12 protein-coding genes are annotated in these 12,124 nt (G+C 68.5%); 1 reads left to right on the top strand and 11 read right to left on the bottom strand.

The genetic code is table 11. The features are described from left to right. Positions 1–25: 25 nt before the first annotated feature. The 9 genes from secG to uvrC form a co-directional block, all read right to left on the bottom strand. Complete coding sequence (secG, locus tag G6N53_RS17255) at positions 26–259, bottom strand: preprotein translocase subunit SecG (protein WP_159229020.1); 234 nt, start codon at positions 257–259, stop codon at positions 26–28. Between the two features lie 44 nt (positions 260–303). After that, a complete protein-coding gene (tpiA, locus tag G6N53_RS17250; protein WP_163890358.1) occupies positions 304–1,089 on the bottom strand; it encodes a triose-phosphate isomerase in 786 nt (261 codons plus the stop codon). Between the two features lie 14 nt (positions 1,090–1,103). Further along, the gene (locus G6N53_RS17245; protein WP_163890356.1) at positions 1,104–2,315 is read right to left on the bottom strand and encodes a phosphoglycerate kinase; all 1,212 of its coding nucleotides are present in this window, start codon (positions 2,313–2,315) and stop codon (positions 1,104–1,106) included. Between the two features lie 36 nt (positions 2,316–2,351). Further along, the gene (gap, locus tag G6N53_RS17240; RefSeq protein WP_163890354.1) at positions 2,352–3,374 is read right to left on the bottom strand and encodes a type I glyceraldehyde-3-phosphate dehydrogenase; all 1,023 of its coding nucleotides are present in this window, start codon (positions 3,372–3,374) and stop codon (positions 2,352–2,354) included. Positions 3,375–3,472: 98 nt separating this feature from the next. Next, positions 3,473–4,177 carry an ABC transporter substrate-binding protein gene (locus tag G6N53_RS17235; protein ID WP_163890352.1) on the bottom strand — a complete coding sequence of 235 codons (705 nt, stop codon included), beginning with the start codon at positions 4,175–4,177 and terminating at the stop codon, positions 3,473–3,475. 1 nt (position 4,178) lies between these two features. After that, on the bottom strand, positions 4,179–5,156 hold the full coding sequence (gene whiA / locus G6N53_RS17230) for a DNA-binding protein WhiA (RefSeq protein WP_205390572.1): 978 nt from the start codon (positions 5,154–5,156) through the stop codon (positions 4,179–4,181). Continuing rightward, entirely contained in the window at positions 5,153–6,187 is a 1,035-nt protein-coding gene (locus G6N53_RS17225; RefSeq protein WP_163890348.1) for a gluconeogenesis factor YvcK family protein, read from the bottom strand. The genes whiA and G6N53_RS17225 overlap by 4 nt, the downstream gene beginning before the upstream one ends. 54 nt (positions 6,188–6,241) lie before the next feature. After that, a complete protein-coding gene (gene rapZ / locus G6N53_RS17220; RefSeq protein ID WP_163890346.1) occupies positions 6,242–7,165 on the bottom strand; it encodes an RNase adapter RapZ in 924 nt (307 codons plus the stop codon). Beyond that, the gene (gene uvrC / locus G6N53_RS17215) at positions 7,162–9,198 is read right to left on the bottom strand and encodes an excinuclease ABC subunit UvrC (RefSeq protein ID WP_163890344.1); all 2,037 of its coding nucleotides are present in this window, start codon (positions 9,196–9,198) and stop codon (positions 7,162–7,164) included. Before uvrC ends, rapZ begins: the two co-directional genes overlap by 4 nt. 50 nt (positions 9,199–9,248) lie before the next feature. Here uvrC and G6N53_RS17210 point away from each other — a divergent pair, with 50 nt between their 5' ends. Continuing rightward, entirely contained in the window at positions 9,249–11,195 is a 1,947-nt protein-coding gene (locus G6N53_RS17210) for a gamma-glutamyltransferase family protein (RefSeq protein ID WP_205390405.1), read from the top strand. Here G6N53_RS17210 and G6N53_RS17205 read toward each other — a convergent pair. Beyond that, complete coding sequence (locus G6N53_RS17205) at positions 11,176–11,649, bottom strand: PH domain-containing protein (protein ID WP_163890341.1); 474 nt, start codon at positions 11,647–11,649, stop codon at positions 11,176–11,178. The genes G6N53_RS17210 and G6N53_RS17205 overlap by 20 nt on opposite strands. Continuing rightward, the gene (gene ribH, locus G6N53_RS17200) at positions 11,646–12,122 is read right to left on the bottom strand and encodes a 6,7-dimethyl-8-ribityllumazine synthase (protein ID WP_163890339.1); all 477 of its coding nucleotides are present in this window, start codon (positions 12,120–12,122) and stop codon (positions 11,646–11,648) included. The genes G6N53_RS17205 and ribH overlap by 4 nt, the downstream gene beginning before the upstream one ends. Between the last annotated feature and the right edge of the window lie 2 nt (positions 12,123–12,124).

The raw sequence follows: 12,124 nt of genomic DNA, 5'->3' as shown, positions 1-12,124 counted from the left end.
GGTGGGGCGCCGGCGACGTCGAGACCTAGCCGTACTTGATCTGGAGAGCTGTGCCGACGATGGACACCACCCAGATACCGGTGACGAACAGCGTCAACCGGTCCAGGTTCTTCTCGACCACTGTGGAGCCGGACAGGCTGGACTGCACGCCGCCGCCGAACAGGCTGGACAGACCGCCACCTTTGGCGCGGTGCAGCAGTACCAGGAGCACGACCAGCACACTGGTCACGACCAGGATGATCTGCAGGGCCAATTCCATGGCCGCCAGACTACAGGGCGCGGGATGTGCCCCAGGGCTGCGGGTTAGGGAAGGGGGCCGCCCGCCGCGATGGCGGACAGAGTCGCGAACTGCTCACCGTCCAGCGACGCCCCACCGACCAGCGCACCGTCGACGTCGGCCTGACCGACGATCTCACCGACGTTCTTGACGTTGACCGAACCGCCGTAGAGGATCCGCACCCCGGCAGCGACGTCGACAGACGCCAGCGCGGCGAGTTCGGTGCGAATCGCTTCACACACCTCCTGCGCGTCGGCCGCACTGGCCACCCGTCCGGTGCCGATCGCCCACACCGGTTCATAGGCGATGACAGCCTCGGCGATCTGGTCGGCCGACAACCCGGCCAGCGAGCCGCGCAGCTGACCGAGGTTGTACTCGACATGGTTGCCGGCTTCCCGGATGTCGAGGTGCTCACCGATGCAGATGATCGGCGTCAACCCGTGCTTGAACGCGGCCGCCGCCTTCGCCGCGACCAGCGCGTCGTCCTCGTTGTGGTAGGTCCGCCGCTCGGAGTGCCCGACCACGGCGAACGTGCAGCCGAGCTTGGCCAGAAACGCGCCGCTGATCTCACCGGTGTAGGCGCCCGAGTCATGCTGCGAGAGGTCCTGCGCGCCGTAGGTGAGCCGCAGTTTGTCTCCGTCGACAAGCGTCTGGACGCTGCGCAGATCGGTGAACGGCGGGATCACGGTGACATCGACTTTGTCGAAGTACTTGTCCGGCAACGAGAAAGCGATCTTCTGCACCAGCGCGATCGCCTCGAAATGGTTGAGGTTCATCTTCCAGTTGCCGGCGATCAACGGCTTACGCGACACGAGAGTCTCCTAGTTCAGTCCGACAGGATCTGGATGCCGGGCAGCTCTTTGCCCTCAAGGTATTCCAGCGAGGCGCCGCCACCGGTGGAAATGTGGGAAAAGCCGTCCTCGGGCAGGCCCAGCTGGCGCACGGCGGCTGCCGAGTCCCCACCGCCGACGACGCTGAAGGCGCCTTTGCCGGTGGCGGCGACGATGGCTTCGGCCACCCCCTTGGTGCCGGCCGCGAACGCCGGGAACTCGAAGACCCCCATCGGACCGTTCCAGAAGATGGTTTTGGCGTTGGACAGCAGCGCGGTGAACCGTTTCACCGACTCCGGTCCGACGTCCAGTCCCATCTTGCCGTCCGGGATCTTGTCTGCGGCCACGGTCTCAGCCGGGGAATCGGCTGCGAACTTCTCCGCAACGACGATGTCGACCGGCAGGTGCAGCACGTCGCCGTAGGTGTCCAGCAGCTTGCGGCAGGTGTCGACCATGCTCTCTTCGAGCAGCGAGCTACCGACTGAGAGTCCCTGTGCGGCAAGGAATGTGAAGCACATACCGCCACCGATGACCAGGCTGTCGGCCTTGGTGGCCAGGTTCTCGATGACGGCGATCTTGTCGGAAACCTTGGATCCGCCGAGAACCACCGCGTACGGCTTCTCTGTGGAACTGGTCAGCTGCTCGAGAACCTTGACCTCGGCCGCGACCAGGGTGCCCGCGTAGTGCGGCAACAACGTGGCGACGTCGTACACCGAGGCCTGCTTGCGGTGCACGACACCGAAACCGTCGGAGACGAACGCACCGTCCTCACCCACCAGCTCGACGAGCGCCCTGGCCAGCGAGAGGCGTTCGGCGTCGTCCTTGCTGGTCTCCCTGCCGTCGAAACGGATGTTCTCCAGCAGCAGGATGTCACCGTCGGTGAGCCCCTCGGCGCGGGCGAGCGCATCGGACCCGACGACGTCACCGGCGAGCTGGACGTGCCGGCCCAGCCTCTCGCCCAGCGCCGCAGCGACCGGGGCCAGGGAGAACTTGGGGTCCGGCTCACCCTTCGGCCTGCCCAGATGCGCGGTCACGACGACCTTCGCCCCGGCGTCGCTGAGCGCCTTCAGCGTCGGAACCGATGCGATGATGCGGCCGGGGTCGGTGATCGAGCCATCATCGAGCGGGACGTTGAGGTCGGAGCGCACCAGCACGCCCCGCCCTGTCACTCCCTCTGAGAGAAGGTCGTCGAGCGACTTGATGCCCATCGCTGTCTACCTACTTTCCCGTCGCTTCGCTCGCCCTCAAAGCGACTTGCCGACCAGGCCGACCAGGTCGACCAGCCGGTTGGAGTAGCCCCACTCGTTGTCGTACCAGGAGACGACCTTGGCCTGGTCGTCGATGACCTTGGTCAGACCCGAGTCGAAGATCGAGCTGTGCGGATCGGTGACGATGTCGCTGGACACGATCGGCGCGTCGTAGTACTTCAGGATGCCCTTGAGCCTGCCGTCGGCGGCCGCCTTCATCGCGGCGTTGATCTCGTCAGCCGAAGCGGCCTTCGCCAGCTCGACGGTGAGGTCGGTGACCGAACCGGTGGGGATCGGCACCCGCAGCGCGTATCCGTCCAGCTTGCCCTTGAGTTCCGGCATCACCAGACCGATCGCCTTGGCCGCGCCGGTCGAGGTGGGCACGATGTTGAGCGCCGCCGCACGGGCCCGGCGCAGATCCTTGTGCGGACCGTCCTGCAGGTTCTGGTCCTGGGTGTAGGCGTGGATCGTCGTCATCAGACCCTTGACGATGCCGAACTCGTCCTGGAGCACCTTGGCCATCGGGCCCAGGCAGTTCGTGGTGCACGACGCGTTGGAGATGATGTTCTGGCTGCCGTCGTACTTCTCGTCGTTGACGCCGAGCACGATCGTGATGTCCTCGTCGCTGGCGGGCGCGGAGATGATGACCTTCTTGGCGCCCGCGTCGAGGTGGCCCTGCGCTTTGGCGCGGGCGGTGAAGATGCCGGTCGACTCGACGACGACGTCGACTCCCAGGTCACCCCAGGGAAGGGCGGACGGGCCCTCCTTGACCTCGAGCGCCTTGATCTTGGTGTCGCCGATGACGATGGTGTCCTCGCCCTCGAGGCTGACGTCGTAGGGCAGTCGGCCCAGGATCGAGTCGAACTTCAGCAGGTGGGCGAGCGTGGCGTTGTCGGTGAGGTCGTTGACAGCCACGATCTCGATGTCGCTGTTCTTTCCTTCGGCCTTCTGCGCATCCAGCGCGCGGAAGAAGTTGCGTCCGATGCGGCCGAAGCCGTTCACGCCTACCCGGATCGTCACGTCTTTCTCCTCTTGTTTCGTCACTGAACTCTTCGGCATCGCTCGGCGTTCAGCCTAGTCGGTGCCCTTCCCGCTGCGCGCGGCCTGTCCCCGACGTCTCAGAGCGATCCCAGGCTCTGGTCGACATACGGGCTTCCCAGCCATTTGCGTCGAATCCGCTGCAGCGTGCCGTCCTCTTCGAGCTCGGCCTGGGCGACCCGCAGCCTGCCCGCGAGCGCCTGGTCGGCGGGCGCCACCGCGATCGCGATGTGCTCCACCGAAAGGCCTTGCTGCACCACGTCGACACCGGGCAGCGACTTGACGAGCTCGGTCAGCACCGGAGCCAGCTTCATCACCGCATCACATTCGCCGTTGCCCAGGCCACGCACCGCCGCCTCGATGTCGCCGTATTCGTAGACCCGCACCCGCGCGGCCTTACCCTCGGCGACGAGGCGCTCGGCGATCGGCTCGCTGGTGTTGCCGCGCTGCACCCCGATCGTCAGGCCGTCGAGGTCGTCGATCGAGTGCACCTGTGGCAGCCGGCCGGTGTCGACGGCCAGGGCCTGCCCGGAGATCAGATACGGCGGGAGAAACCCCGCCCTGGCTTCGCGGGCCGGTGTCACGGTGGTGCCCGCGGCGACGCAGTCGTAGTCGCCGGCTTCCAGACGCGCGAAGATCCCGTCGAAATCCGCACCCTCGTAGCCGACGAACTCGACGGACTCACCGAGCGCGCGGGCGAGTTCGGCCATCAGCTCGATGTCCAGGCCGGTGTCGCCCGGCATCGCGTTGAACGGCGGGTCCGGATAGGCCACACCCACCCTCATGTCAGGCGTCTTCCAGCAGGTCCGGGGTCACCGCCGACTCGGTGTCGGGGACACCGTCCTGCTTGGCCTTGCGGTCGGCCATCGACAGCAGCCGCCGAATCCTCCCCGCCACAGCGTCTTTGGTCATCGGGGGCTCGGCAAGGCGGCCGAGCTCCTCCAGGGACGCCTGCCGGTGCGCCACGCGCAGACTGCCCGCGGCGGCGAGATGGTCGGGCACCGTATCGCCGAGGATCTCCAGCGCACGTTCCACGCGGGCGGCCGCAGCCACCGCGGCCCGCGCGGACCGCCGCAGGTTGGCGTCGTCGAAGTTGGCCAACCGGTTCGCCGTCGCCCGCACCTCGCGGCGCATCCGGCGCTCCTCCCAGGTGAGCCGGGTGTCCTGCGCACCCATCCGGGTGAGCAATGCGCCGATGGCCTCGCCGTCTCGAACCACGACACGGTCGCTGCCGCGCACCTCGCGTGCCTTCGCGCCGACCCCCAGCCGCCGGGCCGCACCCACGAGCGCCAGGGCGGCCTCCGGGCCGGGGCAGCTGACCTCCAGCGCCGACGACCGCCCAGGCTCGGTGAGCGATCCGTGCGCCAAAAACGCGCCCCGCCAAGCAGCCTCGGCGTCGGCGACGCTTCCGCCGACGACCTGGGCGGGCAGCCCGCGCACCGGCCGGCCGCGCAGGTCGAGCAGACCGGTTTGCCTGGCCAGCGCTTCCCCGTCCTTGGCGACCCGCACCACATACCGGGTGCTCTTGCGGATACCGCTCGCGGACAGCACGTGCACCACCGCGTTGTAGCCGTACAGGTCGTAGATGTCCTTGCGCAGCCTGCGGGCGATGATGCCCAGGTCGACCTCGGCCTCCACGACCACCCGCCCGGACACGATGTGCAGCCCACCGGCGAACCGCAGCAGTGAGGCCACCTCGGCCCGGCGTGCACTCACCGAATTGACCACCAACCGGCTGAGCTCGTCCTTGACCTCGGCTGTCATCGCCACGGGTCGTCACCTCTCGGTCCGTTCACTGTCGGTGCGGGCACAGTCGGCTGCTGGGGCGCCTGGGCTGTGTCGGTTGGTGCCATGCCGCGCCTGCGTACCCCCTCGAGCGCCGCGGCCAACCTCGCCGGGTCATGTAAAGGTGTACCAGGTCTGGAAACGGCAGCAAACTCAACGTGGGCGTCGAGGATGGTGGCGGTGCGGCGCAACTGGTCCCGCTCGCGGTCGCTGGGCACGCTGGCGGAATCGACGATGATGTCGTGCACGGTGAAGTCCGGCGCATGCTGGGCCAGCACGTGGATGTGGCGCTCCACCGAGAACCCCGCCGTCTCCCCCGGCTCGGCCACCAGGTTGAGCACCAGGGCGCGGCGGGCGGGCGTCGCTCGCAGCGCCGCCGCCAACTGCGGCACCAGCACGTGCGGAATCACGCTGGTGAACCACGAACCCGGCCCGAGCACGACCAGGTCGGCGTGCATGATCGCGTCGACGGCCTGCCTCGTCGCCGGCGGGTCGCCGGGCAGCAGCCGGACCCGGCGCACCTTGCCCACGGTCGTGGCGATCGCCACCTGGCCCCGGATCGCGCGGCCGATGCGGGGGTCGGACTCCAGACCCACCACGTCGGCCTCGATTTCGAGCCCCACCGGGCACATCGGCAACACCCGGCCCTTGACGCCGAGCACCCGGCCCAGTTCGTCGAGCGCCGCCACCGGGTCGGCGAGGACCTCGTGCAGTCCGGCCAGGATCAGGTTGCCGATCGGATGGCCGGCCAGGGCGCCGCTGCCGCCGAACCTGTGCTGGATGATCGTCGCCCACAAAGTGCCCTGCGGACTGTCGGAAGCCAACGCCGCCAACGCCATTCGCAGATCACCCGGCGGCACCACACCCAGCTCGTTGCGCAACCGGCCGGACGAACCACCGTCGTCGGCGACGGTGACCACAGCGGTGACGTGCGGGCTGATCCGGCGTGCCGCCGACAGCGTGGCATAGAGCCCGTGTCCGCCGCCCAGAGCGACGATGCGGGGACTCATCTGTCCTCCTCGCGTGCGGAGAAACTCATCTGTCCTCCTCGCGTGCGGGGAACCTCATTCGCGCCCCAGATCCCGGTGCAGTACCCGCACCGTCAACGCCGCGCCGCGCTCCAGCCGGGCTGCCAGCGCCTCGGCCATCGCCACGCTGCGATGCTTGCCGCCGGTACAGCCGATGGCGACGGTCATGTAGCGCTTCCCCTCCCGCCGGTAGCCGTCGATCACGACGTCCAACAGCTGATGGTAGGAGTCGAGGAACTCCACGGCGCCGGGTTGGCCAAGTACGTAGTCCCGGACGTCGGAGTGCTGGCCGGAGTGCGGCCGCAGGTTGTCGACCCAGTGCGGGTTGGGCAGGAACCGGACGTCCATCACGGTGTCGGCGTCCATGGGCAGGCCGTACTTGTAGCCGAAGGACTCCACGGTGACGTTGGTGTGGTCGACGGTCTCGCCACCGAAGGCGCGTTCGATGCTCTCCCGCAGAGCGGGCACCGACAACGCCGAGGTGTCGATCACCAGGTCGGCGGCGGCCCGCACCGGAGCCAGCATCGACCGTTCCGCGGCGATGCCCTCGGCGAGTGTCTGGTTGCCCTGCAACGGATGACTGCGGCGGTTCTGCTCGTACCTGCGCACCAGGATGTCGTCGGAGGAATCCAGGAAGAGCACCCGCGGGGTGATGTTGCGGGTCGCCAGGTCGGAGCGCACCCAGTCGAGATCGCCGGTGAAGCCCCGCGACCGCACATCCATCACCACGGCGAGCTGGGTGATGCGCGATCCCGCGGCCAGCCCCAGCTCGACCATCCGCGCGATCAGTTCGGGCGGCAGGTTGTCGGCGACGTACCAGCCGAGATCCTCGAGCACCTTTGCCGCAGTGCCCCGACCGGCGCCCGAGAGGCCCGTGACGAGCACCACGTCGATACCCGGCTCGGCGTCTTCCGGGTTGCCGCCGTCATGCAGTTCCTCGTGCATTCCCTGCTCTGTCATCCCGATGCCCTGCTGTCCTGATCATTGCCGATAACCGCCGCGGGCGCCTCCGAAACGGCCTCCGGGCCGACCCCGCCCAGCGCGTCCAGCACCGCCCGCGCTGTTGTCTCACCGATGCCCGGGACCGCGGTGATCTCCTCGACGCTCGCCTGTTTCAGCCTGGCAAGCGACCCGAAATGGGTGACCAGCGCCTTCCGGCGGTGCTGACCCAGACCCCGCACCGAATCCAGCGCCGAGGCCGTCATCCGCTTGGACCGCTTGCTGCGGTGGTAGGTGATCGCGAACCGGTGGGCTTCGTCACGCACCCGTTGCAGCAGATACAGCCCGTCGCTGTTGCGGGAGAAGATGACGGGCTCCTGCGGTGATGCGTCGTGGGACGGCACCCACACCTCCTCCAGCCGCTTCGCCAACCCGATCACCGCGACGTCTGTGATGCCCAACTCTTCGAGAACTGCGGCGGCCGCGTTCACCTGGGGGGCACCACCGTCGACGACAAAAAGGTTCGGCGGGTACGCGAACCTGGACGGACGGGCGCTCGTGCGAGGATCGTTTTCCAGCTGATCGTCGGCGCGCTCCTGGACATCACGCAGATGACGGTGGAACCGCCGGCGGGTCACCTCGGCGATCGAGGCCACGTCGTCGGACCGGCCATCGCCTGCGGCGTCGCGGATCGCGTAGTGCCGGTAGTCGGATTTGCGGGGCAGCCCGTCCTCGAACACCACCAGCGACGCGACCACGTCGGTGCCCTGTACGTGGCTGATGTCGACACACTCGATGCGCAACGGCGCGTCTTCCAGACCGAGAGCTTCCTGAATGCTCTGCAGCGCAGCACTTCTCGCGGTGAAGTCACCGGCACGCTTGAGTTTGTGCTGCGCCAGCGCGTCCTGCGCGTTGCGCCGCACCGTCTCGGCCAGGGCCCGTTTGTCCCCGCGCTGCGGCACCCGCAGCGACACCCGCGACCCCCGCAGCTGACACAACCAGGTCTCCAGCTCCTCGGAGTTGCCCGGCAGCACCGGGACCAGAACCTGGCGCGGCACCGGATTGGTGGCTTCGTCTGTTCCGGCGGCGCCGGCACCACTGAGCTCGGCCTGGTCTCCGTAGAACTGCGTCACGAATTGTTCGACCAGGTATTCCGGAGTGGATTCGCCCGGTTCCCCGGACTTTTCGATGATCCATCCGCGTTGCCCGCGGACCCGTCCGCCCCGCACGTGGAACACCTGGACCGCCGCCTCCAACTCGTCGTCGGCGAACGCGACGACGTCGGCGTCGGTGCCGTCACCCAACACCACCGCCTGCTTCTCGAGTGCCCGCCGCATCGCGGAGATGTTGTCGCGCAGCCTGGCGGCGCGCTCGAAGTCCAGATCCGCGGCCGCGGCGTTCATCTGCTGTTCCATCTCACGGACCAACCGGTCGGTTTTGCCCGCGAGGAAGTCGCAGAAGTCCAGGACGATCCGCCGGTGCTCCTGCGCGCTGACGCGGCCGATGCACGGCGCCGAACACTTGTCGATGTAGCCGAGAAGACATGGGCGGTCAATCTGGGTGTGCCGCTTGAACACTCCCGCCGAGCAGGTACGGGCCGGGAACACCCGGGTGAGCAGGTCCAGGGTTTCGCGGATGGCCCAGGCGTGCGAGTACGGGCCGAAGTACCGCACGCCCTTGCGCCGCGGGCCGCGGTAGACCATCAGCCGGGGATACTCCTCGTTGAGGGTCACCGCCAGCACCGGATAGGACTTGTCGTCGCGGTACCGGATGTTGAACCGCGGGTCGAACTCCTTGATCCAGTTGTACTCGAGTTGCAGCGCCTCCACTTCGGTGTTGACAACCGTCCACTCGACACCCGCCGCGGTGCGCACCATCTGCCGGGTGCGCGGAGCCAAGCCGCCGATGTCGGCGAAATAGGAGTTGAGCCGGCTGCGCAGGCTCTTGGCCTTGCCGACATAGATGACCCGGCCGTGCGGATCCCGGAACCTGTAGACACCCGGTTGGACGGGAATCGATCCAGGAGCGGGTCGGTACGTCGCTGGATCGGGCACGCAACCCAGGTTACTGCGGTGTCCCGACGCGGCCGATCGACTACCGTCGAATGATGCGGTTCTGGTCCGCGCGACGGGTGGGGTGGCCGCTGCTGGCGGTGGTGCTGGTGCTTGCCGGATGCGCAGGCGACCAGAGCGCCGCCCCGCCCCCGGCAGGTCCGTGTGACATCGTCGCCAACGGCACCCCGGCACCGCGGGCGGAGTCGTCGACGGAGCCCGGCAACCGGGACACCACGGCAGCACCCGAGACCGCCACGGGATACCGCACGGACATGACCACCGTCGCCGCCACCGGCTTCGCGGTGGCCACCGCGAACCCGCTCGCCACGCAGGCCGCGTGTCAGGTGCTGCGGGACGGCGGCACCGCCGCGGATGCGATCGTCACCGCGCAAGCGGTCCTCGGGCTGGTCGAACCGCAGTCCTCAGGACTCGGCGGGGGCGGGTTCCTGCTCTACTACGACGCCGCCGGTGGTGCCGTGCAGGCCTATGACGGACGTGAGGTGGCCCCGGCCGCGGCGACCGAGAACTATCTGCGGTGGGTCTCCGAAGCCGACAAGACGGACCCGCAACCTGATACCCGCGCCTCCGGCCGCTCCATCGGCGTGCCCGGCGTCGTGCGGATGTTGGCCGACGTGCATGCCGAACACGGCGAGACACCGTGGCGCGACCTGTTCACTCCCGCCGTGGCGCTGGCCGACGACGGCTTCGACATCAGCCCCCGGCTCGCGGCCGCCATCGCCGATGCCGCACCGCAGCTGCGGCTCGACGCGGACGCCGCAGCGTACTTCCTGGAACCCGACGGCTCCCCGAAATCCGCGCAGAGCGTCCTGACCAATCCGGCGTATGCAAAAACGTTGGGCGCCATCGCCTCCGACCCGGAAGCGTTCTACACCGGCGAGATCGCCCGCAACATCGTCGCCGCGGTGGCCGACACCTCGGGGGGACGCACCCCGGGCCTGATCACCGTCGAGGATCTGGCCGGTTACCGAACGAAGATGCGCGAACCGCTGTGCACGGGCTACCGAGGCAAACAGATCTGCGGCATGCCGCCCCCGTCCTCCGGCGGCATCGCCGTTGCCGCGACCCTGGGGATGCTCGAGCACTTCCCGATGGACCAGCACAAACCAACCGACGTCGACCTCAACGGTGGCCGGCCCACTGTGATGGGCGTGCACCTGATCTCCGAAGCCGAGCGACTCGCCTACGCCGACCGGGACCGCTATGTCGCCGACACGGACTTCGTGCCGCTTCCCGGAGGGTCCCCCGCCACGTTGCTGGGCAGCGACTACCTGGTGGGACGCGCGGCGCTGATCTCGCCGGACCGCACGATGGGCACGGCGCAGCCTGGCGAGTTCGGGCCCCCCATCGCCCCCGTGCCGGCACCGCCGGAGCACGGCACCAGCCACATCAGCGTGGTCGACCGGCAGGGCAATGCGGCGTCGTTCACGACGACCATCGAGTCGGCGTTCGGCGCGTTCCACATGGTCGACGGATTCCTGCTGAACAACCAGCTGACCGATTTCTCCGCAGAGCCGGTCGGCCCGGACGGGGTGCCGGTGGCCAACCGCCTGCAGCCGGGCAAACGCCCCCGCAGCACGATGGCGCCGACACTGATCTTCGAACCGGGCGCCGCCGGTGCCCGCGGTCGGCTGTACGCCGTCACCGGCTCGCCCGGCGGGGCTACGATCATCCAGTTCGTCGTGAAAACCGTTGTGGGCATCCTGGACTGGGGCCTGGATCCGCAGCAGGCGGTCTCCTCGGTCGACTTCGGCGCGGCCAACTCCCCGAAGACGAACGTCGGCGGCGAGCACCCGTCGATCGACGCCTCGGACGACGGTGACCACGATCCGTTGGTACGCGGGCTGCGCGAACTCGGCCACCAGGTGGACGTCGGCGATCAGTCCAGCGGGCTGTCCGCCCTCGTCCGCGGCACGTCCGGCTGGATCGGTGGCGCCGACCCGCGTCGCGAGGGCGTGGTCATGGGTGGGTCGAATTGATGTCGGGCTGGTAGCGACGCAGCGCGGTACGCACCCGCTCCATCGACTCGACGGCTCTTCGCTTGTCGACGGCCTGGATGGCCATCACCGCCATGTACTCGTCGTCGGGGAGATCGAGCCGCGCCCAGCGCGCACCTGGGTGAAACGACACGCCTCTGACTTCACTCCAGGGGAACAGCTTGTATCCGAAGAGGTTTCGCACCGCAACCCCGGAGGGTCCGATCCGCAGCCGAGGCCGCGCGAGCAGACACACGAAGGCCGCGATGACCGCGCCGACCATCGCGATGGCCACCTGGTCGGCGGTGCGGAAGATCACCCCGGTGGACGACGCCTTGAGCAGCACCCCGACAACAACGTGGGCGGCCAGGATCACCAGCGCCGCGCCGTAGGCGAAGATCGGTGTCAGGTGTGGCTTGACCTGGACGTCCCAGGTGTCCTTGCCGGCAGTGTTCACGAGCTCAGCCGGCGCAGCGTGAGCGCCGTCGACAGTGCGGCCGCGGCGGCCTGGGCGCCCTTGTCCTCGGCCGATGTCGGCAGCCCTGCGCGGTCGAGCGCCTGGTGTTCGGTGTTGGTGGTGAGCACTCCGTTGGCGACGGGTGTGGACGCGTCCAGCGACACCCGCGTCAGCCCGGTCGTGACGGCATCGCAGACGTAGTCGAAATGTGGTGTCTCCCCGCGGATCACCACGCCGAGCGCCACCACGGCGTCATGGGTCGCGGCCAACGCCTGCGCCACCACCGGTATCTCGATGGCGCCGAGCACCCGCACGATCGTCGGGTCTGCGATCCCCGCGCCTGCCGCCGTTCTTCGCGCACCCTCGAGGAGCGCGTCGCAGATCGTCTCGTGCCAGGTGCTGGCGACGATGCCCAACGTGATGTCAGAGGCGTCGAGCTCGGGGAGGTCCGGGACGCCGGCCGCAGGACTCATTT

Source organism: Mycolicibacterium hippocampi (assembly GCF_010723735.1).
GTDB lineage: Bacteria > Actinomycetota > Actinomycetes > Mycobacteriales > Mycobacteriaceae > Mycobacterium > Mycobacterium hippocampi.
This window is presented reverse-complemented; position numbering and strand designations above follow the sequence as displayed.

Coding starts and splice junctions, on each gene's coding strand:
- secG (WP_159229020.1), bottom strand. CDS start 259: ATGGAATTGGCCCTGCAGATCATCCTGGTCGTGACCAGTGTGCTGGTC.
- G6N53_RS17245 (WP_163890356.1), bottom strand. CDS start 2,315: ATGGGCATCAAGTCGCTCGACGACCTTCTCTCAGAGGGAGTGACAGGG.
- G6N53_RS17235 (WP_163890352.1), bottom strand. CDS start 4,177: ATGAGGGTGGGTGTGGCCTATCCGGACCCGCCGTTCAACGCGATGCCG.
- whiA (WP_205390572.1), bottom strand. CDS start 5,156: ATGACAGCCGAGGTCAAGGACGAGCTCAGCCGGTTGGTGGTCAATTCG.
- G6N53_RS17225 (WP_163890348.1), bottom strand. CDS start 6,187: ATGAGTCCCCGCATCGTCGCTCTGGGCGGCGGACACGGGCTCTATGCC.
- rapZ (WP_163890346.1), bottom strand. CDS start 7,165: ATGACAGAGCAGGGAATGCACGAGGAACTGCATGACGGCGGCAACCCG.
- G6N53_RS17210 (WP_205390405.1), top strand. CDS start 9,249: ATGATGCGGTTCTGGTCCGCGCGACGGGTGGGGTGGCCGCTGCTGGCG.
- ribH (WP_163890339.1), bottom strand. CDS start 12,122: ATGAGTCCTGCGGCCGGCGTCCCGGACCTCCCCGAGCTCGACGCCTCT.